The sequence below is a fragment of the Ruegeria sp. YTSA072 genome (genome assembly GCF_059610285.1).
The window spans coordinates 735,716-761,004 of the sequence record NZ_JBXWNI010000001.1; the positions used below are offsets into that span (position 1 = coordinate 735,716).

General features: G+C 57.4%; 22 protein-coding genes and 1 tRNA gene. 11 read left to right on the top strand and 12 right to left on the bottom strand.

The features are described from left to right. The first annotated feature begins 80 nt into the window (after positions 1-80). The 3 genes from AC2FIB_RS03630 to AC2FIB_RS03640 are packed head-to-tail and all read left to right on the top strand — an operon-like array spanning position 81 to position 2,133. Entirely contained in the window at positions 81-734 is a 654-nt protein-coding gene (locus tag AC2FIB_RS03630; RefSeq protein ID WP_058271679.1) for an alpha/beta hydrolase, read from the top strand. Then, positions 734-979: a hypothetical protein gene (locus AC2FIB_RS03635; protein WP_058277973.1), complete on the top strand. Its 246-nt coding sequence runs from the start codon at positions 734-736 to the stop codon at positions 977-979. The genes AC2FIB_RS03630 and AC2FIB_RS03635 overlap by 1 nt, the downstream gene beginning before the upstream one ends. Next, on the top strand, positions 976-2,133 hold the full coding sequence (locus AC2FIB_RS03640; RefSeq protein WP_496841735.1) for an HD domain-containing protein: 1,158 nt from the start codon (positions 976-978) through the stop codon (positions 2,131-2,133). Before AC2FIB_RS03635 ends, AC2FIB_RS03640 begins: the two co-directional genes overlap by 4 nt. Before the next feature lie 53 nt (positions 2,134-2,186). On the opposite strand, the gene AC2FIB_RS03645 is transcribed toward AC2FIB_RS03640, so the two are convergent. Further along, positions 2,187-2,318 (bottom strand): hypothetical protein, encoded by a 132-nt coding sequence (locus AC2FIB_RS03645; RefSeq protein WP_472723796.1) that lies wholly within the window; start codon positions 2,316-2,318, stop codon positions 2,187-2,189. A gap of 205 nt (positions 2,319-2,523) precedes the next feature. On the opposite strand from AC2FIB_RS03645, the gene AC2FIB_RS03650 reads away from it, so the two are divergent. The 3 genes from AC2FIB_RS03650 to AC2FIB_RS03660 all read left to right on the top strand — a co-directional run bounded on the left by AC2FIB_RS03650 (position 2,524) and on the right by AC2FIB_RS03660 (position 5,949). Continuing rightward, a complete protein-coding gene (locus tag AC2FIB_RS03650; RefSeq protein WP_496733264.1) occupies positions 2,524-2,859 on the top strand; it encodes a DMT family transporter in 336 nt (111 codons plus the stop codon). Between the two features lie 76 nt (positions 2,860-2,935). Next, positions 2,936-4,753 (top strand): translational GTPase TypA, encoded by a 1,818-nt coding sequence (gene typA / locus AC2FIB_RS03655; RefSeq protein WP_282118403.1) that lies wholly within the window; start codon positions 2,936-2,938, stop codon positions 4,751-4,753. Positions 4,754-5,190: 437 nt separating this feature from the next. Next, positions 5,191-5,949 carry a hypothetical protein gene (locus tag AC2FIB_RS03660; protein ID WP_496841736.1) on the top strand — a complete coding sequence of 253 codons (759 nt, stop codon included), beginning with the start codon at positions 5,191-5,193 and terminating at the stop codon, positions 5,947-5,949. A 144-nt stretch (positions 5,950-6,093) separates the two neighbouring features. Here the strand turns inward: AC2FIB_RS03660 and AC2FIB_RS03665 are convergent, their stop codons facing one another. From AC2FIB_RS03665 to recA, 4 genes are all read right to left on the bottom strand, one after another. Next, on the bottom strand, positions 6,094-6,717 hold the full coding sequence (locus AC2FIB_RS03665) for a transglutaminase-like cysteine peptidase (protein ID WP_496733268.1): 624 nt from the start codon (positions 6,715-6,717) through the stop codon (positions 6,094-6,096). A gap of 366 nt (positions 6,718-7,083) precedes the next feature. Beyond that, a complete protein-coding gene (locus AC2FIB_RS03670; RefSeq protein ID WP_170557245.1) occupies positions 7,084-7,371 on the bottom strand; it encodes a DUF1330 domain-containing protein in 288 nt (95 codons plus the stop codon). Between the two features lies 1 nt (position 7,372). After that, positions 7,373-10,042: an alanine--tRNA ligase gene (gene alaS, locus AC2FIB_RS03675; protein WP_496841737.1), complete on the bottom strand. Its 2,670-nt coding sequence runs from the start codon at positions 10,040-10,042 to the stop codon at positions 7,373-7,375. A gap of 246 nt (positions 10,043-10,288) precedes the next feature. After that, positions 10,289-11,356, bottom strand: coding sequence for a recombinase RecA (gene recA / locus AC2FIB_RS03680; protein ID WP_170557243.1), 1,068 nt, complete (start codon positions 11,354-11,356; stop codon positions 10,289-10,291). Positions 11,357-11,548: 192 nt separating this feature from the next. Between recA and AC2FIB_RS03685 the strand changes: the two genes are divergently transcribed. Then, positions 11,549-12,142 carry a sulfotransferase family 2 domain-containing protein gene (locus AC2FIB_RS03685; protein ID WP_496841738.1) on the top strand — a complete coding sequence of 198 codons (594 nt, stop codon included), beginning with the start codon at positions 11,549-11,551 and terminating at the stop codon, positions 12,140-12,142. Here AC2FIB_RS03685 and AC2FIB_RS03690 read toward each other — a convergent pair whose 3' ends face one another. The 3 genes from AC2FIB_RS03690 to guaB form a co-directional block, all read right to left on the bottom strand. Continuing rightward, positions 12,143-14,437 (bottom strand): ATP-binding protein, encoded by a 2,295-nt coding sequence (locus AC2FIB_RS03690; protein WP_496733273.1) that lies wholly within the window; start codon positions 14,435-14,437, stop codon positions 12,143-12,145. Positions 14,438-14,541: 104 nt separating this feature from the next. Beyond that, positions 14,542-15,699 (bottom strand): RsmB/NOP family class I SAM-dependent RNA methyltransferase, encoded by a 1,158-nt coding sequence (locus tag AC2FIB_RS03695; RefSeq protein ID WP_496733274.1) that lies wholly within the window; start codon positions 15,697-15,699, stop codon positions 14,542-14,544. An 83-nt stretch (positions 15,700-15,782) separates the two neighbouring features. Next, positions 15,783-17,231 (bottom strand): IMP dehydrogenase, encoded by a 1,449-nt coding sequence (gene guaB, locus AC2FIB_RS03700; protein ID WP_058271691.1) that lies wholly within the window; start codon positions 17,229-17,231, stop codon positions 15,783-15,785. 217 nt (positions 17,232-17,448) lie between these two features. On the opposite strand from guaB, the gene AC2FIB_RS03705 reads away from it, so the two are divergent. Next, the gene (locus tag AC2FIB_RS03705; protein WP_496733276.1) at positions 17,449-19,491 is read left to right on the top strand and encodes an ASKHA domain-containing protein; all 2,043 of its coding nucleotides are present in this window, start codon (positions 17,449-17,451) and stop codon (positions 19,489-19,491) included. 25 nt (positions 19,492-19,516) lie between these two features. Next, positions 19,517-20,374 (top strand): class I SAM-dependent methyltransferase, encoded by an 858-nt coding sequence (locus AC2FIB_RS03710; RefSeq protein WP_496733292.1) that lies wholly within the window; start codon positions 19,517-19,519, stop codon positions 20,372-20,374. Between the two features lie 66 nt (positions 20,375-20,440). Here the strand turns inward: AC2FIB_RS03710 and AC2FIB_RS03715 are convergent. The 4 genes from AC2FIB_RS03715 to AC2FIB_RS03730 all read right to left on the bottom strand — a co-directional run bounded on the left by AC2FIB_RS03715 (position 20,441) and on the right by AC2FIB_RS03730 (position 23,220). After that, positions 20,441-20,514, bottom strand: a tRNA-Gly gene (locus AC2FIB_RS03715). A 385-nt stretch (positions 20,515-20,899) separates the two neighbouring features. Beyond that, positions 20,900-21,961 (bottom strand): methyltetrahydrofolate cobalamin methyltransferase, encoded by a 1,062-nt coding sequence (locus tag AC2FIB_RS03720; RefSeq protein WP_058271694.1) that lies wholly within the window; start codon positions 21,959-21,961, stop codon positions 20,900-20,902. A gap of 9 nt (positions 21,962-21,970) precedes the next feature. Further along, complete coding sequence (locus AC2FIB_RS03725; RefSeq protein WP_496841774.1) at positions 21,971-22,897, bottom strand: methylenetetrahydrofolate reductase; 927 nt, start codon at positions 22,895-22,897, stop codon at positions 21,971-21,973. Between the two features lie 26 nt (positions 22,898-22,923). Beyond that, the gene (locus AC2FIB_RS03730; protein WP_050603423.1) at positions 22,924-23,220 is read right to left on the bottom strand and encodes a virulence factor; all 297 of its coding nucleotides are present in this window, start codon (positions 23,218-23,220) and stop codon (positions 22,924-22,926) included. A 240-nt stretch (positions 23,221-23,460) separates the two neighbouring features. On the opposite strand from AC2FIB_RS03730, the gene AC2FIB_RS03735 reads away from it, so the two are divergent. Both AC2FIB_RS03735 and AC2FIB_RS03740 read left to right on the top strand, forming a co-directional pair. Beyond that, positions 23,461-24,573, top strand: a complete 1,113-nt coding sequence (locus AC2FIB_RS03735; protein WP_108858582.1) for a Ppx/GppA phosphatase family protein — start codon at positions 23,461-23,463, stop codon at positions 24,571-24,573. Beyond that, the gene (locus tag AC2FIB_RS03740; RefSeq protein WP_058271698.1) at positions 24,573-25,289 is read left to right on the top strand and encodes an RlmE family RNA methyltransferase; all 717 of its coding nucleotides are present in this window, start codon (positions 24,573-24,575) and stop codon (positions 25,287-25,289) included. The genes AC2FIB_RS03735 and AC2FIB_RS03740 overlap by 1 nt, the downstream gene beginning before the upstream one ends.

Here is a 25,289-nt window from a genome sequence, read left to right on the forward strand (position 1 = left end):
TAGAACCGTTCTAAAGTGCCTTACGATTACCGTCAAGTATATCATGGCATCAGGAAGAAAAAGACAGGACCAAAGCACACATGCCCGAGGTGATTTTTCCCGGACCCGAAGGCCGCCTGGAAGGCCGCTACCACCCGCAAAAGGAAAAAGACGCACCGATTGCCATCGTGCTGCACCCGCATCCACAATTCGGCGGGACCATGAACAACAAGGTGGTCTATAATCTGCACTATGCGTTTTACAACATGGGCTTTACCGTGTTGCGCTTTAACTTCCGCGGCGTGGGCCGCAGCCAGGGCGAATACGATCAGGGCATCGGTGAGCTGAGCGATGCAGCGTCAGCGCTGGATTATCTGCAGTCGATGAACAACAACTCCAAGCACTGCTGGGTTGCCGGCTTCTCGTTCGGCGCCTGGATCGGAATGCAACTGCTGATGCGCCGCCCCGAAATTACAGGCTTTATCAGCGTGTCGCCACCAGCCAACATGTATGACTTCTCGTTCCTGGCCCCCTGCCCTTCGTCCGGCCTGATCATCAACGGCTCTTCCGACCGTGTGGCCCCGCCCGCCGACACCACGTCGCTGGTCAACAAGCTGCACGAGCAAAAGGGCATCACCATCACCCATAACGAGGTAGAGGGTGCTGATCACTTCTTCCAGGACCGTCATATGGACACGCTGATCACCGATGTCAGTGACTATGTGAAGCGTCGCCTGACCGAGAACACGCGCTGATGTCCGACACCATCAGTAACCTCGCGGCCAAACTGGCCGAGGACACGATGAAAGTGATGGACGAAACCGGCAATGATCGTTTCTTTGTCGAGGTGGGAGAGCTTTTGGGCGCATCCTCCCAGACCTTGGAAGAGGCCTTTTTGACCGAAATGCGTGTACGTATTGCTGAACGCAAAGCGCGCAAGTTTGTCATCGACGCACTGACCAAACATCGATCCCAAGTGAAAGCGATTGAAAAGAAATGACTGAAAGACTGTCCGCGCAACTTGAATTCCTGAAACGCGCGGACAGGCTGAAGTCGGTCGATCGCGCCAATGCGCTACTGGATCGGTCCCGCCCTGAAAACTCTGCAGAACACAGCTGGCACCTGGCCTTATGGGCACTGACGATGGAGCCGCTGGCGGGTGACGACGTTAACATTAACCGCGTCATACGCATGCTGCTGTTGCACGATCTGGTCGAGATCATCGTCGGCGATCACCCCATTCACCTGGAAACCGATTGGAACGCCGTGGAACGCGCCGAGCGCGCGGCGGCGGACGAGTTGTTTAATCTCTTGCCGGACGATCAGACGTCTGCGTTTCAAGCCCTGTGGGAAGAGTTCGAGGCCGACACGACGCCGGACGCGAAATTCGCCAAGTATCTGGACCGATGCCAACCGCTGTTTCAAGTCTTGTGTTCGCCAACCCCCAACCCGGATCATGTTGAAGTAGCGCGGGAAAACCTCAGCAGTGGTCGCGTCGCGTATTTGGCACAGGAATTCCCCCAAGCACACGCTCTGGCCAGCGCCCTGCTGCACGCGCAGTCAACGCCCGAAACTGCGTTTTCAGAACGGCTGGCTTTTCTGACTGAGGCAGACCGCCTGAAGTCCGTTTACCGCGCCTCGCGCCTGTTGTCTGACGATCGGTTTGAGAACTCGGCCGAACATTCCTGGCACATCATGCTGTTTGCTTGGGTTTTGGCGGAATACGCGCAGCCCGGTGTATCGCTGGACCAAGTCCTGAAAATGCTTCTGCTGCATGACATCGTCGAAATTGATGCCGGAGATCATCCCATCCACGGACAAGTCGACCACGCCGCACAAGAAGCCGAGGAAAAGGCAGCAGCCGACAGGTTGTTCGGGTTGTTGCCCGAGGCACCTCAGCACGCCTTCCGGACGCTATGGGAGGAGTTCGAAGCCGCCGAGTCGCCAGACGCGCGATTTGCCAAGGCGATCGATCGGTTTCAAACCCCGATCGGGAACCTTGAAACAGGTGGCGGATCCTGGGTCGATTACAACGTGACCTTTGCCCAGATCGAACGCCGTGTGGGAACGCCGATCAATCGCGGCGCACCAGCGCTGTGGTCATGGTTGCGACCGAAACTGAGCACGTATTTTTCAGAAAACACTGTCGGTTGAGCCAATAGAAAAAGGGGCGCAAAGGCCCCTTTTCCAATCGTTCCGGCAGGCACTTAAACCTGAAAACTTTCAAACCGCTCAACACCACTGGCTGCGTTTATGTCGACGGACCCCCCGCCCGCAAGCCACCCAAGCGCCACTATGAATGCCGAAGCAACGATCACGGATATCGCAAATTTCGTCATTGAAAACTCATAAAAGAAAACTAAAAACCACCCATTTCATATCAGAATTTTTCTCTTTGAAATAGTATGGTTATCCTGACCTCTTCGGTGGGTAGTCCCGGTTCTTCCGACACAGAACTTTTCCCGATATCCATTCACATTCCCCTTGTCGTGAATTGGGATTTTGTGGTCAACCTCCCCAACTACAACTGAATCGAGACCTGCCGTGCCCAAAGCCTATCTCATCCTTTTGCTGGCGGTTTTCGCCGAAACAATTGGCACAACGGCGCTGCAGGCCAGCCAGCAGTTCAGCCGGTTTTGGCCCTCTGTTTTGGTTGTCGTGGGTTACGGAATTGCCTTTTACCTGCTGGGCCTCACCCTAAAGTACATGCCGGTCGGCATCGTCTATGCCATCTGGTCCGGCTTGGGGATCGTGCTGATCGCCATCATAGGCTTCATAGTTTTTGGTCAGCGCCTGGACTGGCCTGCGGTGCTCGGTTTGGCGATGATATTGGCCGGAATCCTGGTCATTCACCTGTTTTCCAGCACAGCGGGCCACTGACGACCGGTTAGGGCTGGCCTATTCAGTCAATCCGCGTTATGCGCGCGGCAACTTCCCGTTCAAAGGCTGACCTCTCATGGACCTGCGCAATATCGCAATCATCGCTCACGTGGACCACGGTAAAACGACCCTGGTGGATGAGCTGCTCAAACAATCCGGTGCATTCCGGGAAAACCAGGCGGTGGCCGAACGTGCCATGGACAGCAACGATCTGGAGCGCGAACGCGGCATCACCATCCTTGCCAAAGCGACCTCCGTCGAATGGAAAGGCACCCGGGTCAACATCGTTGACACCCCCGGCCACGCCGATTTCGGTGGCGAGGTTGAGCGGATCCTCAGCATGGTCGACGGTGTTGTCCTGTTGGTGGACGCCGCCGAAGGCCCGATGCCGCAGACCAAATTCGTGACGTCCAAGGCGTTGGCGCTGGGCCTGCGTCCCATCGTGGTGCTAAACAAGGTCGACAAACCCGACGCTGAACCAGACCGCGCACTTGATGAGTGCTTTGACTTGTTCGCCAACCTCGGCGCTGACGACGATCAGCTGGATTTTCCTGCCATGTATGCCTCAGGCCGTTCCGGCTGGGCAGATATGGAGCTGGACGGTCCGCGCAAGGACCTGACCGCCCTGTTCGATCTGATCGTCGATCACGTCCCTGCCCCAAAGCAGGTCGAAAACAAAGACGAACCCTTCCGCATGCTCGCCACGACACTGGGCAGCGATCCGTTTATCGGTCGCATCCTGACCGGTCGTGTGGAAAGCGGCACTTTGAAGGCGGGCGACAACCTCAAGGCGCTGAGCCGTGATGGCACGCTGATCGAAAACTTCCGCGCGTCGAAAATCCTGGCGTTCCGCGGACTGGCCCAACAGCCCATCGACGTGGCCGAAGCCGGTGACATCGTCACTATTGCAGGAATGAGCAAGGCAACCGTGGCTGACTCGTTGGTTTCGCCACAGGTTGACGAAGCCCTGCCCGCGCAGCCTATCGACCCGCCGACTATCACCGTGACCTTCGGCATCAACGACTCGCCACTGGCCGGTCGCGACGGCAAGAAAGTTCAGTCGCGTGTTATCCGCGACCGCCTGATGAAAGAGGCCGAGTCGAACGTCGCCATCCGCATCAGCGACACACCTGGCGGTGATGCCTTTGAGGTTGCCGGCCGTGGCGAATTGCAGATGGGCGTTCTGATCGAGAATATGCGCCGTGAAGGGTTCGAGCTCAGCATCTCGCGTCCGCAGGTTCTGTTCCGCGAGGAAGACGGCCAGCGCATGGAGCCCATCGAAGAAGTCACTATTGACGTCGACGATGAATATTCAGGCTCAGTTATCGAAAAGATCACTGGCGCGCGCAAAGGTGAACTGGCCGAAATGCGTCCGGCCGGCGCGGGCAAGACCCGTATTATTGCGCATGTACCGTCGCGCGGGTTAATCGGATACCATGGAGAATTCCTGACCGACACACGCGGTACCGGTGTTCTGAACCGTGTGTTCCACGGCTGGGCGGCCCACAAAGGCCCGATCCCGGGTCGTCGCGCGGGGGTGCTGATCTCAATGGAAAACGGACAGGCCGTGGCTTATGCGCTGTGGAACCTGGAAGAGCGCGGCCGGATGTTCGTTGCCCCGCAAACCGACGTGTATCAGGGCATGGTCATCGGCGAACACTCACGCGATAACGACCTTGAGGTGAACCCGCTCAAAGGCAAGAAACTGACCAACGTGCGCGCCAGCGGTTCCGATGACGCCGTTCGCCTGACACCTCATATCCAGTATTCTCTGGAAGAGGCAATTGCCTATATTGATGATGACGAACTTGTTGAGGTCACTCCAAACGCCATTCGGTTGCGCAAGCGTTTCCTTGACCCGCACGAACGGAAACGGATGGCAAGATCGGCCTGATCCGGTCTGTGATATTGTTTACACAAGAGAAACAATGGACCAATCGTGGTAAAATTACTTCTCCAATAACCATCTAAATCAAAGGAAAGCCCGTCTGGCTGACGGGCTTTTTGTTTTGTTTTTCAGATGGTTTCACCAATAGTTTGCAAATCTACTGGCGTTCATTGCCGTCACTTGACCATCAATTACGGCAATATATGGATGCATTTTTGTCCAAAATGTGGCACAATTACTTTGTTAATAGGTGTTGGTAATTAGTTTAAAGGAGTAGCGCTATGCGCGTGAGATCCCGTTTATATTCGTTTGTATTTTTATCCGCGACATTCCCATTGATGGCAACAAGCGCGGCTCATGCGGCTGAAGTTTGCAACGTCAAAACAGCCCGGCAATCTGTATCCACTGAAACGCTTTGTAGTTGCGAGGTCGTCGACAAGCGGATGCTGCGCTACATTCAGCGCCGTGCCGACTTTGAGGATATCCTAGCCCGAACGTCGCAAACCTGTCCTCTGTTCGCAGCGATATTGACTGATATCCCAACTGCAACCGTTGCAAGGAGCCGCACCAGCGACGGCGACGACAGAAGCACTTCAAATAGTAGCAGTGGTTCGCCCGGAACCAGCGGCGGTGCCGGAGTGTCCGGAGCAAGCGGTGAATCCGGCAACGGTGGTGATGGCGGCAATGGAGGCGACGGCCGCAGTGGTGACAGCGGCGGCGGCGACGATGGCCGCAGCGGCGGTAGCAACGGTGGCGGCAGCAACGGCAGCGGCGGTAGCAACGGCGGCACGGATTCCGGTAGCGGTAGTGGAGGCGGTGGCAGCAACGGTGGCGGCAATTCCGGCAGCGGTGACGGAAGCGGCGGCAGCAATGGCGGCGGAAACTCCAGCAGCGGTGACGGAAACGGCGGCAGTAATGGTGGTGGTAACTCCGACAGCGGCAGCGGTAACGGCGGCAGCAATGACGGAGGAAACTCCAATGATGGCGACGGCAATGGCGGCGGCAATGGCAACGGTAATGACGGCGGTAGCAGCGATGGTAGCGGCGGCGGCGACGGTGGCGGCGGTGCCGATGGCAGCGGTGGTGGCGCCGGTGGCGGCGGTGCCGATGGCAGCGGCGGCGGCGACGGTGGCGGCGGTGCCGATGGCAGCGGTGGTGGCGCCGGTGGCGGCGGTGCCGATGGCAGCGGCGGCACTCTCTGACGCGCTCAATCGCAATGCAACCAGAAATTTCGGGCTGTACCTTAAAAGCGCCGAACACGTCTCGAGGTTCGGTCTAACAAACAAAGGGGCGACAATTGTGTCGCCCCTTTTGCCGTGAAAAAACTGATAGATCAGTAGAAAGCCTTAGCTTCTTCCGTACACACCAACCCAATTGCTTGGCTTCGCCGGATCCTGCATCCGGAGGAACAAATACCGTGTGGCCGACCAGGGTTTGATCCGGTTGGTCAAATTGTCCAGCACCAGATCCCCTTGAGCAGAGCGATACACAAGAACTGCATGTGCGTTGCGGCGTGTATCCAACACCGTCGCGATCAGCAATTTATTTGGATCAACGCCTGCCCTAATCAGATCTCTTTTCTTCAAAAGTGCAAAATCCTCGCAATCCCCGCCGCGCGTTGTCGGCAACGCCCACCGCTCGGTAGTGCGGTACTGGGTCTGATCCGTAACCGCGCGCGTTGTTGCGTTGACCTGACGGTTGATCCGCTCAATGATCTGCATTTCCTGCTGTGACGTCATGCGTACCGACGTCTTGCTCGAGCACGCCCAAGCGTACTGACGGCACAACTGCTGCGCACCGGAAGGCGGAGGGGACGCCGCGAGCGTTCGGATAAAGCTGCCCTCACTTGCATCCACATGGGAACCAACAAGCATGGCCCCGCAAACCAATGCGGCAATCCCAACTGCCCGTCCTGTATATGTCTTCAACCGCACGAAGGCGCCTTTGAGTCCGATATCTACCGATTTCATGCCTGAACCTTGATCCCTGTCTACGCAACGATTGACGACAAGCAGGACCGTATTCCATTAGAAACAACTATTGGTAAACGGTAGCGCTTGTACAATCTGGGGCGAACGTGAAGTGGAAAAAAGGCGGAATTTCGTCACTCATTATGACCATTTCGCGCTGGAATTAAGGGCAACGCGCCACAATCCAAGTGGGAAAACACCCTGAAACTGGTGTTGATATACAATAAGACACTGGAATCAAGAGGATTCCGTATAAGTCAAAAATTGCCGCAATAGGGTTCACTTCACCGGTGAACAGTTCGGCCGAATTTCGCCCATGAACCGGTCTGACTGGCAGAAAACCTGCCAATCAGCCTCGCCACACCTTCAGTCGGTAATTTCTACAACCACCAGTTCACGCTCACTTGCGCCGCGCGCGTGGTCCAGGGCCTGCTGGTACTCCGGTGAATTATAGCATTCGACCGCGGCCTCGACGGACGGAAACTTAGCGACCACATTGCGCGGACGCTCTTTCCCTTCCAGTTGGACATAACGTGCAGCGCGGGCAATGAACGCCCCGCCGTGCTTGGCAATCGCAGGCCCTGCGAGCTCCGCGTATTTCGCATATGCGTCTGCGTCCGTCACGGTGACGTGGGCAATCCAGAGTGCAGCCATCTTATCCTCCCAAAACCTGTTCTGCGGCTTTGATCGCCGCATCTGCGTTCGACGCGTGCTTGCCACCGCCTTGCGCCATGTCGGGGCGTCCACCGCCGCCCTTGCCGCCCAGTTCTGCGACGGCTGCACGAACCAGATCGACGGCCGAAACCTTGTCTGTCAGATCGGCCGTCACACCGGCTGCCACAGCAGCCTTACCGCCCGCATCCGCGATCAGTAGAACGGCACCGGACCCCAGACGGCTTTTGTGTTCATCAATCAACGCCGGCAAATCCTTGCCCGATACGCCGTTCAACGCCTGCGCAAGGAAGGCGACCCCGTTCACATCACGCGCTTCGCCACCACCCTGCCCGGCCCCGCCGGCCATGGCCAAGTCACGGCGCAGCTGCGCCACTTCGTTTTGCAGCGATTTGCGTTCGTCCAACAGTGCTTTGACACGGCCAACAACGTCATCTGGCTGCGCCTTGAGTTCCGATGCGATCTGACCCAGTCGCTGATCCTGCTGCGACAGATGCCGCAGCGCCTCGTCACCGGTCAGAGCCTCGATCCGGCGTACACCCGCGCTGCTGGCGCTGTCGCCCAGAACCACAAAAGTACCGATGTCACCAGTCTGACGTACATGGGTGCCGCCGCACAGCTCAATCGACCATGTTTCGCCATCCTGACCTTTACCGGTCGGAGCTTTGCCCATGGAAACAACACGGACCTCGTCGCCGTATTTTTCGCCAAACAGCGCCTGTGCGCCCAGTTCGCGCGCATCATCGGGGGTCATGATCCGCGTTTCGACGGTCGAGTTCTGACGGATAAAGTCATTCACATCGCGTTCGACCTTTTGGATCTCATCCGCGCTCAGCGCCTTGGAATGGCTGAAGTCAAACCGTAACCGGTCAGCCGCGTTCAGCGAGCCGCGCTGTGCAACATGATCGCCCAGCGTTTCCCGCAGCGCCTCGTGCAGCAGGTGCGTGGCCGAGTGGTTTGCGCGAATTGCCGTGCGCCGCGCGTGGTCGACCTCAAGCTCGACCGCGTCACCTTTGGACAAAGCGCCCTGATCAACGGTCACTTTATGGGCATGAACTTTGCCATCGGCGAATTTTCTGGTGTCTTCGACCCGCGCCATGTCATCGCGTTCTTCAAGACGACGGATTTCACCAGTATCACCGATCTGACCGCCAGCTTCGCCATAGAACGGCGTTTGGTTAACAATCACCCAACCGGATCCGCCCTTTTCAATTGTATCCACCAACGCACCGTCAACCACCAACGCAGCAATCTGCCCTTCGGCCTTTTCCGTGTCATAGCCCAGAAAGTCCGTGGCCCCGGCAGTATCCAGCACATCAAACCACACTGCCTGATCCGCAGCCTCACCCGAACCGGCCCATGCAGCACGCGCCTTGGCTTTTTGTTCGGCCATGGCCGCGTCGAACCCGTCCGTGTCCACGGAACGACCCTTTTCGCGCAGGGCATCCTGCGTCAGGTCCAGTGGGAACCCATACGTGTCGTACAATTTGAATGCCGCATCACCCGGAAGTGCCGCGCCCTCGGGCAGGCCTGCAACTTCATCATCCAGGAGTTTCAGACCACGATCTAGGGTTTGCTTGAACCTGGTTTCCTCCAACAGCAGCGTCTCTTCGATCAACGGCTGCGCCTGTCCCAACTCAGTGTATTGCGCGCCCATCAGCTGCACCAGACTTGGCACCAGCTGATACATAACCGGATCTTTCGCCCCCAGAAGATGCGCATGACGCATCGCGCGACGCATGATCCGGCGCAGCACATAGCCACGCCCGTCATTGGAAGGCATCACGCCATCCGCGATTAGGAAGGATGTCGCGCGCAGGTGGTCCGCAATGACCCGGTGGTGCACATTCTGGTCGCCATAGGGATCAACCCCGGTGGCATGAGCAGACGCTTCGATCAACGTCTTGAACAGGTCGGTGTCATAGTTGTCATGGCTGCCCTGCAGCAGCGCGCCAATCCGTTCCAGCCCCATGCCAGTATCGATCGACTGCATGTCGAGTTCGACCATCGAGCCGTCTTCGAACTGCTCGTTCTGCATGAAAACGATATTCCAGATTTCGATGAACCGATCGCCGTCTTCGTCGGGCGATCCCGGAGGGCCACCCCAGATGTGATCGCCATGGTCGTAGAAAATCTCGGTACATGGCCCACACGGACCAGTCGGCCCCATCTGCCAGAAGTTATCGCTGGTGGCGATGCGGATGATCCGGTCTTCGGGCACGCCGACCTTTTTCCAGATCTCGAACGCCTCGTCATCCGTATGATACACCGTTGCGAGCAGACGGTTCTTGTCGATGCCGAATTCCTTGGTGATCAACTCCCACGCAAAAGGGATCGCCTCGTGTTTGAAGTAATTGCCGAAGGAAAAGTTGCCGAGCATTTCGAAGAAGGTGTGGTGTCGTGCAGTATAGCCAACGTTATCGAGGTCATTGTGCTTACCGCCAGCGCGCACGCATTTCTGTGCCGTCGTGGCGCGCTGATAATCACGGGTTTCAACACCGGTAAACAGGTTCTTGAACTGCACCATGCCCGAGTTCACGAACATCAATGTCGGGTCATTGCGCGGAACCAGCGGGCTGGACGCGACAATTTCATGCCCCTGTTTGGCAAAATAATTCAGAAAGGTTGAGCGGATTTCGTTCAGCGTGGGCATATGGCTCTCTCGGCGCGCAATCTCAGTGTTCTGAAATGGTTTATCCCCGTACCCAAGGATAGTCCACAAAGATAAATCGGCCTTGTTTTTGAAGGGCTAGAAAACCCCTCACCAATTGCAGCACACACCAATTGAACGGGATCACCATGTATAGAACGAGTTAAGGCGGCCACGCGGACCGCCTTATCTCGAGTATTCTCAATTCTTGCAAAACCGGGGGATTTTTGCGGCCCCCATTTGCGTTTGTTATGCCTCGAGGATGTCGTCTTCCTCGGCAGAACCGGGCGGCATGTCGAACTCAAGACCATGCGCAGCGCGAATCTTGTCTTCGATATCCAGCGCAATACGGCTGTTGTCGCGCAAGTATTGTTTGGCATTTTCACGCCCCTGCCCGATCCGTTCGTCGCCATAGCTGAACCACGAGCCCGATTTCTCGACCACGCCAGCCTTGACGCCCAGATCCAGCAGCTCACCCATCTTGCTTATGCCTTCGCCATACATGATGTCGAATTCCACCTGCTTGAAGGGCGGCGCCACCTTGTTCTTGACGACTTTCACGCGCGTCTGGTTGCCGACAACTTCGTCGCGGTCTTTGATCGCGCCGATGCGGCGGATATCCAGACGAACCGAGCTGTAGAATTTCAGCGCGTTCCCACCGGTCGTGGTTTCGGGGCTGCCAAACATTACGCCGATTTTCATCCGGATTTGGTTAATAAAGATCACCATGCAGTTTGAGCGGTTAATGGAACCGGTCAGCTTTCGCATTGCCTGGCTCATCAATCGGGCCTGAACGCCGACGCTGCTGTCACCCATATCGCCTTCCAACTCGGACTTAGGCGTCAATGCCGCAACCGAGTCGACCACAACCATGTTCACCGCGCCCGAACGAACAAGCGTGTCGGTGATCTCAAGCGCCTGTTCACCTGTGTCAGGCTGCGAGATCAGAAGCTCATCCAGATCAACACCCAATTTGCGGGCATATTGAGGATCCAGCGCGTGTTCGGCATCCACGAATGCACACACCCCGCCGCGTTTTTGCTGTTCCGCTATGCAATGCAGTGTCAGCGTGGTCTTACCCGAGCTTTCCGGGCCATAAATCTCGACGATCCTGCCCATCGGCAGACCACCGATTCCCAGCGCGATATCCAAACCCAGTGATCCGGTCGAGCTTGCGTCGATGTCTTGCTTGGAATCCTCACCAAGCTTCATGATCGAGCCCTTGCCGAACTGCCGTTCGATTTGCGCCAGCGCGCTATCAAGCGCCTTTTGCTTGTCTGCGTTTTTCTTGTCGCTCATTGTCAGAAGATCCGCCATTGTCCTGTCGCCTTCTCTTTTGTCACACCCATGATCGGGCGGCAATCACTGCTTTGTTCGCCTCTTGTTCCTTATGGGACCAAAAAGAGAACATTTCAACTAAAACTTACAATACTTACTGTTCGGCAATTGTGTTAAAGAGTCGTTTACGCCAATCTGCGACTACTAAATTAGGCGGCGAAGGGCGAATAAATGCTTGTTTTCTATAAGGAACGCCTTGCGTTTCTGGCAGTCCCAAAAACAGGCAGCACAGCCTATCACACTGCCCTGAGCGCGCGGGCCGACTTTGTCGTCACCGGCCCGCCCGAATTGAAACATGCGCCTGTTCGCCGTTATGACAGGTTTTTTCAAAACATTTTTCGCAAAATGTATGACACCGAAATGGAAATCATGGCCGTCGTGCGCGAACCTATCGACTGGCTCGGCAGTTGGTACAAATACCGCAGCCGGGACGACCGCATTGGGCACCCGCATTCAACCCGCGACCTGAGCTTTGATAATTTTGTTCAGGGTTACATGCAAAACCCCCGCCCGGAATTCGCAGATGTCGGCAGTCAGAGCCAGTTTTTCCGCACCCGAAACAACGGTTTCGGTGCTACGCATGTTTTTAAATACGAAAATCAAGATAAGATACTGAACTTTCTTCAGGACCGGTTGAACATGGAAATCACCCTGCAGCGCGAGAATGTCTCACCAAAGCGCGACCTATTCTTGTCGACGGAAACGGAAAAGAAGTTCCGCAAGCACCACGCCGAGGAGTTTTCCTGCCACGACGCGGCGCGTTAGTCAGTTCAGTTGGTTAAACACAGCCTCGGTCAACTGCGTCAAAGAGAACGGCTTGGGCAAAAAGGTGGAATTCGCAATCTCGGGGCCTGAATCGCCAAAAGCGCCTTCGGTATAGCCAGACATAAAGATCACCCGCACATTTGGTCGGGTCTCCATCGCTTTGCGCACCCAGGTTGGCCCATCCATGCCGGGCATGACCACGTCTGTCACGAAAGCATCCACATGCACCGACCCATCCTCCAGCAGGTGCAGCGCCTCTTCGGCGGATCCGGCTTCGAGCACGGTGTAGCCCTTCAATCGCAATGCACGTGTGGCAAAGGCCCGAACCGGGGCCTCATCCTCGACCAGCAGAACTACGCCTTCACCCTGCCGGGACGTTGGGTTTTCCGGAAGGCTGGCGATGTCCTGATCAATTTTCTGCGGTGCGGTTGAAACCGGCAGATACACGGTAAATTCGGTTCCCTTGCCCTGAATGCTATCGACAAAGATGAACCCTCCGGTCTGCTTGACGATGCCGTAGACCGTCGACAGTCCAAGACCGGTCCCCTCACCGGTGCGCTTGGTCGTATAGAATGGCTCAAACACTTTTTGCAGCTTGTCTGCGGGAATGCCTGTGCCGCTGTCGATCACTTTCACGGTGACGTATTCGCCGGGTTGAACCGTTGCACGATCCCGCCGGAACGGTTCGGTCAGAGAAATAACCTCAGTCTCGATGCGCACCTCGCCACCTTCGGGCATCGCGTCCCGTGCGTTCACAACTAGGTTCATAAACACCTGTTCGAGCTGCCTTTTGTCTGCGCGCACAGGCTTCAGGACGGGATCATGGCTTAACGTCAGGCGAACCTTTTCGCCCACCAAGCGGTTCAAAAGATGGATCAGGTCGGAAATTGTGTCGCGCAGGTCCAGAACCTCGGGCTGCAAAGTCTGCTTTCGCGAGAATGCAAGAAGTTGACTGACCAACGCCGCGGCCCGGTTGGCGTTCTGGTTGATCTGAACCAGGTCACCATAGTTCGGATCATTCTGATCATGCCGCAGCAGCAATAGATCGCAATGCCCCGAAATCGCAGTCAGAAGGTTGTTAAAATCATGAGCCACGCCGCCCGCCAATTGCCCGACAGCCTGCATCTTTTGCCCCTGCACAAACTGAGCTTCCAGTGTCTTCAACTCGGTCGCATCATTCAGGACGGCGATCAGACAAGTCTGTCCCTTGCACGTCACTCGGTTCAGTGTGACCTGCACGAAAACTTCTTTGTCCTGACGTGACAGGCGAAGAAATTCCGACCGGGGAACGGCATTCTCTTCGGTCGCGGTGCGGGTCAACCAATCCAGGATGGGATAGCCGAGCCCGTGCATGATTTCGGCCACGTTCGACTTGCCCCGCTGGATCTCTCCGATCAGCTTGATCGCCATCCGGTTCGCATCCAAAATTTCGCCTTCGGGGGACAAACACATAACCGGCACGGGCAGTTCAGCGAACGGGGCATCGCCCCCGGATGGACCCGCAGTTTTCATCGGCAACAAAAGCAGATCGCGCACAGTGCCCGAGCGGGACAGCTCGGACACGGTCACAGGCACCCGCCCGTCCAAAGTTTCAACCAGCGAGATTTCACCCGGTTGCGGGATGTCCTTGGGGAATATCTTACCCATAACGTCGGGCCGGTGACCGATCATGGCCTCTGCCGTTCCGTTCACGCGCAGAATTGCCCCATTGCGACCCTCTGTCAGCACCGGAACAGGGGCGTCATCCCATTGCCCGCCTTCATCCAGATGAAACCGCCAGCAGAACACATCCTGCCCCACGCTGAAAACCGAGATCGGGATTGTCGAGCCAACGGTCACGATATCTTCGCGGGCGCGTTCGTGGATTTCCGCGATGGATTGCAGGCGCAGCAGGATCGCTGCGGGGTTAGCGAATTTGGATTTCAGGCAATGCTGCAATCGCGCACCCGGAAAAGCATTTATCTGCGCCCTTGCCCGCGTGTTCGCGCTCAGAATATCGCCATTTGCGTTGGCGATCACCGTCGGACACAAGTCCTGTTCGGTGAAGACGGCCATCACTTCTGCCGAATTGCGTGCCGTCCGTTCGGCCGTGAAACCCCGAAAAACAACAAGAAGACCGGCGGATAACAGCGAGACGCCAGCAACAACAAGCCCCGTATCCCAGGCGGTCGGTAACACTTCTGTCAACGGTGTTACGCTCAGCAATGTGCCCAGAACAACGAGCGGTACAAGGCGCGAGAAGGCCGGTGTTTTGCTTGAGGTCGGCTCAGAAAAGATCTCTGCAGTGTCGGACATTAACAACTCAGGTCAAAAGGCTTTGTCACACTCAGCCCGAATTTGGTTAACGCCCCCTTTAGGACAGCGGAAACTTCTACCTAAGGTTGTTATTCAATGGCACACTATCGCGTCAAGTGCGACGTAAAGAACCCGTCTGCACCGTGTGTCACAAGCCACGACTTTCGCATCGTTTCGGTCCAGTCGGGATTCAGTTTAAGAAATCCGTCGACAATATTGCCGTTTTCATCATCCAACATGGAGCAGGTCGCATAGGCTAGAATTCCACCCGGTCCAACCAGTTGAGCGGCGGAATTCAGGATGTCGGACTGTAGTGCATTCAGCGCGTGCAATCCCTCTTCGGACAGTGCCCATTTACCTGCCGGGGCACGCCGCCACGAGCCGCTGCCCGAGCATGGCGCATCCGTCAGGACAATATCGAACGGAGCCTGACGGGCTACATCTTCCGGCTGCAGGCAGGTAACACGCACACCGGCCCGTTTGGCCCGCATCGGCAGATCGCGCATGCGCCCTGCGTTCACATCATGCGCAAAGACCTCGACACCCGAATGGGCCGCCAGAGCCAGCGACTTGCCGCCACCGCCTGCGCAATAATCCAGAACACGCAGACCTGGCTGGAGATCGAGCGCTGCGACCACGGCTTGGCTGGCTGCGTCCTGCAATTCGACCAGACCTTCGGAATAAGCGCGGCTTTGGGCAATTTTCCGGGCCCCTTCAGTGACTTCCAAGGCGGTTTCACACGCCGGATGGCCTTGCGCGCTGATTCCGTCAGCACTCAAAGCTGCAATCGCACCAGCCCGATCGGTTTTGGCAATGTTGGCCCGCAAGTGAACAGGTGCACGGGTTTGCAATACCTTTGCCGCCGCCTCTGCTTGATCACCAAGCGAGGTTTGAAAACGCGGCCAGAGCCATTCGGGGATGTCGCAGCGCTCGGAATCCGAGCTGAACGCGCGCGATGCATCGGCGGCGGTTAACGGCTCTGGCGTATATCGTTCGCCTGTAAACAGCGTCTCTGGATCTCCGCCGGTTGACCGGATCGAACCGATCATCAACCCGCGCCCGGTTTCTGCCCCGCCCAAGGCCGAGAAGGACCGTTTGCAACGCAGCGCTTCGAACACGTGATCGCGCACGGCGGCACGGTCTTTCGAGCCCGCAAACCGGCTGCGGCGCGCCCATCCTGTCAAAGCCTTTTCAACCGGTGCCCCTGCGAGGATATCATCAAGGATTTCAATCGAAGCCTGAACGCGCGCTGCTGGGGTCATAAGATATTTCCGATTTCTCTGCTAAACCCAAAAAACGCAAAACGGCGCCCGCGTTGGGGCGCCGTGCTGCAAACTCTGTTGCGTCACATTACCCGGTAGTTCGGGCTCTCACGCGTGATCTGGACGTCATGCACATGGCTTTCTTTCAGGCCAGCGCCGGTGATTTTGACGAAATTACAGTTCTTGCGCATTTCTTCGACTGTCGCGCAGCCGGTATAGCCCATCGCCGCACGCAGGCCGCCAACCAGCTGGTGTACCACTGCACTGGCCGATCCCTTATAGGGCACCTGCCCTTCGATCCCTTCGGGCACCAACTTGTCGCTGGCTGCGTCTTTCTGGAAATAGCGATCCGCCGACCCGCGCGCCATGGCGCCAAGGCTGCCCATACCACGATAAGATTTGAACGAACGGCCCTGATACAAGATCACCTCACCCGGGCTTTCATCCGTTCCCGCGATCATCGAACCAACCATTGCACAGGATGCGCCTGCGGCAATGGCCTTAGCGAAATCGCCCGAGAATTTGATGCCGCCATCTGCGATTACCGGAACATCCCCGGCAGCCGTCGCGCAGTCCATGATCGCTGTCAATTGGGGTACGCCGACGCCTGCAACCATCCGGGTTGTGCAGATGGAGCCCGGCCCGATGCCAACCTTGATTGCATCCGCCCCGGCATCGATCAGCGCCTTGGTGGCCTCGCTCGTCGCTACATTGCCCGCAATGATCTGGACCTCGTTCGAGAGTGTCTTGACCCGCCGCACCGCGTCCAGAACGCCCTGCGAATGCCCATGAGCAGTGTCGACCACGATGATATCAACGCCCGAATCCACTAACTGCTCGGACCGTTCGAAACCAGAATCGCCAACGGATGTCGCTGCAGCGACCCGCAAACGACCCAACCGGTCCTTACAGGCGGTCGGGTTCAGCACGGCTTGCTCGGTATCTTTCAGGGTCAGCAGGCCTGTCAGCTTGCCTTCGCCATCGACCACCAGCAGTTTTTCGATCCGGCGCGCTTTCATGAGGCTCTTGGCCTCTTCCAGATCTGCAGGCTCTTGCAGCATCGCCAGATTGTCCGATGTCATCATCACGTGAACCGGCGTCTCATCAGACGTTGCAAATCGCATATCGCGATTGGTCAGGATACCCACGACGCGCCCGCTTTCATCGACGACCGGAAAGCCGGTAAAGTTATAGCGCTGCACCAGCGCCTTCGCGTCCGCCAGCGTTTGGTTCACGCTCAGCGTGACCGGGTTGTACACGATGCCCGACTCAAATCGCTTCACGCGACGAATCTCTCGGGCTTGCTCTTCGACCGTCAGGTTCTTGTGAACAACACCGATACCGCCTGCCTGCGCCATTGCGATGGCCATGCGCGCCTCGGTCACCGTGTCCATGGCCGAGCTGAGCAGCGGGATGTTCATCGTTATTTCACGCGTCACACGCGTGGCCGTATCCGCCGTCGCCGGCAGCACCGACGAGGACGCCGGAACCAATAAAACATCGTCAAAGGTAAGTGCCTCACGAATCTGCATCTGTTAACCCCATGCAAAAGCCCGTTTGGCGGTGACCCTATTACATGGATTTAACCTAAGGAAAAGCCCCTGACCTAAACTAGTTTCCCTTCGCTGGCAGATACCGCGGCAAAAAACGACGCAAGACGTTCAAAACGTGCCGCTGAATGGCCTTTCCCTTTGCGCACAAACCCATATCTTGCCGGGCATACGTGCGAATACAAAAGGCAGGCCAAAAATGACCACCGACCCCCTTGTTGTCTTTACTCCGTCAGGCAAACGCGGGCATTTCCCCGTGGGTACCCCGGTTCTGACTGCTGCACGGCAGTTGGGTGTGGATCTGGATTCGGTCTGCGGCGGCCGTGGGATTTGTTCGAAATGTCAGATCACACCCAGCTATGGCGAGTTTCCTAAACACGGCGTAACAGCATCCGAGAACGCGTTGAGCGAATGGAACGCGGTCGAACAGCGTTACGATGACAAACGCGGTTTGAAGCCGGGGCGCCGCCTGGGATGTCAGGCGACAGTCCAAGGCGACGTTGTGATCGACGTCCCACCCGAAAGCCAGGTCCACCGTCAGGTTGTCCGCAAAGCCGCCGCAGCGCGAGCTATTACAATGGATCCGGCGACACGGTTGTATTTCGTTGTGGTAGAAGAGCCAGACATGCATTCGCCCACTGGTGATTTGGAACGGCTTGAACGCGCCCTGCGCGAGCAGTGGAACATTGACGCCGTCACCGCAGACCTGTCCCTGATGTCCAAACTGCAACCCGTTCTGCGCAAAGGCAAATGGGAAGTCACGGTCGCCGTTCACAAAGGCCACAAGGACGCGGTCGACCGCGTGGTCGAAATCTGGCCCGGTCTGCACGAACATGGGCTTTACGGTCTGGCCATCGACCTCGGCTCGACCACAATCGCGGCCCACCTTACCGATCTGGAAACAGGTGAGGTAAAGGCGTCCTCGGGCCTGATGAACCCGCAGATCCGCTTTGGCGAAGACCTCATGAGCCGCGTTTCCTATTCGATGATGAACCCCGGCGGTGATCAGGAGATGACCAAAGCCGTACGAGAGGCGATTAACGATTTGACCACCTCAATTTCTGAGGAAGCCGGGATTAGTTTCGAGCTGATCGTGGAAACCGTTTTCGTCTGTAACCCGGTGATGCACCACCTGCTGCTGGGTCTGGACCCGGTTGAGCTGGGTCAGGCGCCCTTTGCGCTGGCGACATCGGAAAGCATGTCCCTGCCCGCGCGCGAGATGGACCTCACAAATATGAACCCGCGCGCTCAGGTCTACATCTTGCCGTGCATTGCGGGCCACGTCGGCGCTGACTGCGCCGCGGTGGCACTGTCAGAAGAACCGGGAAAGTCCGAGGACCTTGTGCTTATCGTGGACGTGGGCACCAACGCTGAAATCCTGCTGGGCAATACCAGCCGCGTTCTGGCCTGTTCTTCGCCCACAGGTCCGGCATTCGAAGGCGCGCAGATCAGTTCCGGCCAGCGTGCAGCACCCGGCGCCATTGAGCGTATCGAAATTGACCCGGTCACCAAAGAACCCCGTTTCCGCGTGATCGGGTCCGAGAAATGGTCCGATGAAGAAGGCTTTGATCAAGAGATTGCCACAAGCGGCATCACAGGCATCTGTGGCTCGGGTATCATCGAAGCAGTCGCAGAAATGCGAATTGCGGGATTATTGGACGAAAGCGGCCTGATCGGGTCTGCGGAACAGACCGGCACCACCCGTTGCGTCCCCGAAGGCCGCACCCACGCCTATCTGATCCACGACGCCAGCGCCGAGGGCGGTCCGCGTATCACTGTCACTCAGGGCGATATCCGCGCCATCCAACTGGCCAAATCCGCGCTCTATGCCGGTGCACGCCTGTTGATGGATGAAATGAACGTCGACACGGTGGATCGCGTTGTGCTGGCCGGGGCGTTCGGCGCGCATATTTCGACCAAGCACGCGATGGTTCTGGGTATGATCCCCGATGCGCCCTTGAACAAAGTCTCAAGTGCCGGCAACGCGGCTGGTACCGGCGCGCGGATTGCCTTGTGCAACATTGGCGCCCGGTCCGAGATTGAGCGTGTCGTACGCGAGATCACCAAGGTCGAAACGGCCATCGAGCCGAAATTTCAGGACCATTTCGTCGCCGCAAATGCCATCCCGCACAAGACGGATCCGTTCCCGGAATTGGCGCAGGTGGTCACTCTGCCCTCGCCCTCCTTCAATGCCGGTGGCGGAGAAGAAGGCTCTGGTCGCAGACGGCGCAGGCGGTCATAGTCACCCCTGACATAAGGGAGGCGACATGCAGATCGCAAACGAGGAACAGGCTGAATATTGGGGGAAATCCCCGTCCGGTGCCAAATGGCTGACCTATGAGGACCAGTTGGATCAGCTGATGGCCCCGGTCCTTGATCTGGTGCTGGAACGTGCCGGGTTAAAACCCGGCATGCGTGTTCTGGATATCGGCTGCGGAACGGGTGCAAGCGCGATCGCCGCCGCACATTCCGTCGGGCCAGATGGCCACATTCTGGCTGCAGATGTCTCGCAGCCATTTCTGGACCGCGCATCGGCACGAGCATCCGATGCCGGGTCGCAAAACATCACCTTCCAGTTCGCCGACGCCCAGACCTACGCCTTTGAAGCAGCGGACCGAGACGCCATGATCTCGCGATTTGGGGTCATGTTCTTTGAGGATACGGTTGCCGCCTTTGCCAACATGACCCGCGCGCTAAGGCCCGGCGGCACGATGACCTTTGCCGCCTGGGGACCATTACCCGGTAACCCATGGTTCCGAGTACCCCATATAGCAGCCACCGAACGGCTGGGCACGCCGCCCAAAGTCGACCGGAATGCACCGGGCCCCTTGGCGTTTCATGATCGTGAGCGTGTTACCGGGTTGCTGGAAAAGGCAGGTCTAAGCAATATTCGCGCCGATTCTGTTGATCTGACGTTGGACTTTCAAGACTCTTTGCTGGATTGCGCCGCCCTTTGCACCCGCGTTGGCCCCGCCGCCCGTGTTATTACCCATTTCGACGGTAAACCCGATGACGTGACTGCGATCCAACACGCCGTCGCCGAAGCGTTTCACCCCTTTGCCAAAAATGGTGCGGTGCACATCCCGGCTGATATCAACCTATTTCAGGCACGTCGCCCGGAATAAATAGCCACAGACGCAACCACGCTCAAAGCGCTGATTTCTAAGCTTTTCCGATGACAAATCGAGTTCTGGAGCGGGTAGCGGGAATCGAACCCGCGCGTTCAGCTTGGGAAGCTGACAGGCTACCATTACATCATACCCGCCGCGTTTTTCACCGATATCACCAGAGGCTTATCGACTTCAAGAACCCATCATCGGAAAAGCGGCACCGCCTTGTTCCGTCCAGACACACCCCAACCTTCGAACAGGACAACGCACCTGGTTTCGTGAAATAGAAATATCTTTTGCCTCAACGCCAGTTGCGCTTGCAAATCGACCAGCTCCTCGAAATATTCTTTTTTCCCGAACGCTTGCTTAAGTCAGCGTCTGCCTGTGTTGGGCGACGATGTTGGCTCATCTTCGTACGTGACGACTATCGCGATATCGCCACTAATCTAGCGATCTTGTCAGGTTCCGGCGGCGATCAGAATCAATACGAAAAAAAGGCCGGACACATGGTCCGGCCTTTGTTCACTAGAAGTGATTGGTTCATGCGCGACGACGACGCCCGCCACCACGACGGCCACCAACAGCGCCCGCTGCGCCGGCTTCTTCCGGGGATTTGTTGAACCGAATCCACTCGCCACCATGCGGGTCATTATTGGTCAGCAGGTTGGCGGCACGGATGGCTTCCATTTCCTTACCGGCGCGCGGCTTGGTCGAGCCCAGACCGAACAGCTGACAGAAAGTTTCGTCATCCATGTCCGCAGGCAGAATGATCCCCTTGGCTTCGACCTCGGCCTTTTTCTCGGCTAGCTTTTTGGGACCCACAGGCAGTGCCACCGGGTTCATGATTGCCGACGTCATACCTGCGCCCATTGCCATCGGCAGGAACGCATTGTTGATGCCGTGGCGGTTTGGCAGACCAAAGGACACGTTCGAAGCACCACAAGTGGTGTTTACGCCCAGTTCTTCGCGCAGGCGACGGACCAGCGCAAAGACCTGCTGACCGGCGGTTGCCATCGCACCGATGGGCATCACCAGCGGGTCAACGACGATGTCATGCGCCGGGATACCGAAATCGGCGGCCCGCTCAACAATCTTCTTGGCCACTTCGAAGCGCACATCGGGATCTTCGGAAATACCGGTGTCATCGTTCGAGATCGCAACAACCGGCACGTTGTATTTTTTGACCAGCGGCAGAACCAGTTCCAGACGATCTTCTTCGCCGGTGACCGAGTTCAGCAACGGGCGGCCCTCGGCAGCTTCAAGACCAGCTTCCAAAGCGCCGGGAACGGACGAGTCGACACATAGCGGAACGTCAACCAGACCCTGCACCAGCTCGACGATCTTGCGCATCAGTGGCGGTTCAGTCTCGTTCGGGTTGGGGTTCGAGTTGTAGACAACGCCCGCATTGATATCCAGAACGGTCGCACCGGCGGCAACCTGCGCAATGGCGTCCTTTTCAACGGTTGAGAAATCGCCGGCTTCCAGCTCGGCCGCCAGTTTCTTACGGCCCGTCGGGTTGATCCGCTCGCCGATCACGCAGAACGGTTCGTCAAAGCCCAGAACGGCAGTTTTTGTTTTTGATTCTACGACTGTACGCGTCATGTCCGTTCCTTAGGAGTTTACAGGCTTTGCCGAAGCGCCGCCGTTATTGATGGCCCAGTTGGCGTTGGTCTTGATGCCGCCAAGCGGGAAGAAGTGTACATTGGTGATGTTGAAATCCGGGTTGGCCGCTTTGTGGTTGGCCAGCTCGGTGATCACATCGGTCGGCTCATAGGGCAGCAGCAGCTTGGACACATCCATCGCACGCTTTTGCAGGACCTTCAGCGACGGGCCAACACCGCAGGCGATGGCGAATTTGATTAGGGTCTGCAGCTTGGCCGGACCCGCGATACCAATATGGATCGGAATATCAATACTAGCTTCTTTCAGACCGTCGGCCCATTCGATGATCGGTTTGGCTTCAAACGCAAACTGTGTTGCCAGCGCCATATCGGCATCCGTGGTTTCGCTGAATTTCTGCTTCCAGCGCAGCGCGTCGTCGACATTCTTGGTCGAGCCGTCTGGGTCGATATCCTTGTTGCCCTCAGGGTGACCCGCGACGTGCAAGCGCTTGAAGCCCGCCCTGTCGAACAGACCACTTTCCAGCAACTGCATCGAACTGTCGAAATCGCCGTGCGGGTTGGTAACACCACCAGCCAGCAGCAACGCCTGATCAACGCCCGCCTCGCCCTGATACATGGAAATCCAGTTTTCCAGCGTCGCCGCATCCTTGATGATCCGCGCAGGGAAGTGCGGCATCACCGGATAGCCTTCGTCAGCGATCCGCTTGGCGGTCTTGACCATATCCTCGATCGGCGTGCCTTCGATATGGGCGATGTAAACGCGTGTGCCTTCGGGCAGCAACGCGCGGAAATCTTCGACCTTTTCGGCGGTGCGCGGCATCACCTCAATCGAATAGCCTTGCAAAAAGGCTTCGACGGTCGGGTTTACAGGGCCGTTTTCGACCGCATCACGTTTCTTGAAGTTCAGCAAAGCCATCGCGGCCTCCCATAGATGTCTCGGGCTCATGCCCAACCGTCATTGGCGATCAGGGCTTTGATGCGGTCCTGATCGTATTCCGTTTCCAAACGCACAGCTTCGGCCTCGGCAATCTCGGACGGGTCGCCGTCGACTGCAAAGGGGGCCGCCTTGCGCCATTCGGCCAGATAGGCATCGCTGTCCTTGGCGTTCACCTTCATGGCCGCGCGGTCGATTGCTTGTTCGAACCGTTCCTCCAATTGCCGCTTTGCGCCACGACGGCCTTTGCCGACGATGACTTGGGCGGGAATATCGCGCCAGTAAACAATGGTGACGTCAGGCATTGCTTTTGATTCCTCCTAACCAGATGGACCGGTTCTAAACGTCTATGTGGGGGCAAGTCGGTCGATTTTCGACACAAGGCGCATTTCCAGCGACGTTTTTGCCCACGATGGATACCGGGGTTGTAACGAAGTCTGAAGCAAACACGCATATCAAAATTCTCATCACTTTAATGAGCGTCTTGCACGACGCAATCGCCCGACCTATGGTCGGGGTAACTCGAAAATCGGAGGGCGTTTAAGATGGCGCCCAAGCGTCCCAAAGGTGCGGGCGCGTTCCCGAAGGCGGTCGAAAGCCCCGCGCCGGCAAGACCCGATCCAGATGCGTTGTATGCGGCGCTGGATTTGGGAACAAATAGTTGCCGCATGTTGATAGCCCAGCCCAAGGGCAGCGGCTTCCATGTGGTCGACAGTTTTTCCAAATCCGTGCAGTTGGGCGCGGGATTGGAACGGACCGGACGTTTGTCTCGGTCTTCGATGGCGCGCACCATTCAGGCGCTGCGCATCTGTCAGCAAAAGCTGAAACGCAACAAGGTCAGGCGCATGCGTCTGGTCGCGACCGAGGCGTGCAGACGTGCCAAAAACTCACGCGAATTCATCAGGCAGGTCAAACGCGAAACCGGACTGACACTTGAGATCATCCAGCCCGAGGAAGAGGCACGCTTAGCCGTGATCTCTTGTGCACCGCTTGTGTCCACCAAAACCGAACAATTGCTGGTCGTGGATATTGGTGGCGGATCAACTGAACTCGTGTGGATCGACATCTCATCCGTACCGCGCCGGGACCGTCCCGCCGCGATCATGCGGCTGCACCATGGGTTTCACACGACTGACAGCCCCTTCCCTGCAGCAAAAGTCGTCGACTGGATCAGCGTACCCCTGGGAGTTGCAACCCTGCGCGATCAGTTCAACGACGTCGAAGATGACTCGGCTCGCTTTGCCCTGATGAGCTGGTTTTTCGAAGAAAACCTCGCCGATTTCGCACCTTACAAGGATGAACAGGCCCGCTTGGGGTTCCAGATCGTCGGCACCAGCGGCACGGTAACAACCGTTGCGGCTTCACACCTTGGACTCAAGCGCTATGACCGGACCAAGGTCGATGGTTTGCGCATGACCAGCGATCAGATTGACAAAGTCATACGAGGGTATCTAGAACTCGGCCCTCAGGGTCGCCGACGTGATCCCCGGATTGGGGATGACCGGCAGGCGCTGATCATGTCCGGCTCGGCCATTTTGCAGGCGCTGTTAAGATGCTGGCCTACCGACCGCCTTTCCGTGGCGGACCGGGGGCTGCGCGAAGGCCTACTCTATGCGCAGATGAGCGCGGACGGCGTACTGGAAGACGGACCGTTCTGATGGCGAAGACACCAAGTGGCAAAAATAACTCGGGGCGCGGGCAGCGTGACCTGAAGGTCAAGGTAAAGACTGCACGCGGGCGCAAGCTCAGTTCGACCCGTTGGCTCGAGCGGCAGTTGAACGACCCCTATGTGAAACGTGCGCAGGTCGAAGGGTATCGCGGGCGCGCTGCGTTTAAGATATTGGAGCTGGACGAAAAGTACCGGTTCCTCGTGCCGGGTGCACGTGTCGTCGACCTTGGCTGTGCGCCGGGTGGATGGCTGCAAGTAGCGGTCAAACGAGTGAACGCGCTGGGCGAACGTTCCGGCAAGCGGATCGGCACGGTTCTGGGTGTCGACCTGCAAGAGGTCGAACCGGTCGCAGGTGCCGAGGCACATGTGCTGGACTTCATGGAAGACGATGCCGACGACAAAGTCAAAGAGTGGCTGGGCGGCAAGGCTGACGTGGTGATGTCCGACATGGCCGCGTCGTCATCTGGGCACAAGCAAACCGACCACATGCGCATCATGGCACTGTGCGAAACGGCGGCTTATTTCGCCTTTGACGTATTGGAAGAAGGCGGCACGTTCGTTGCCAAGGTTCTGGCCGGTGGCGCCGAAGGCGATCTGCAAAAGCTGCTGAAGCAGAAATTCGACAAGGTCGCGAATGTGAAACCACCCGCGTCGCGCTCGGACAGTTCCGAGAAGTTCGTGGTTGCAACCGGGTTTCGCGGCTGA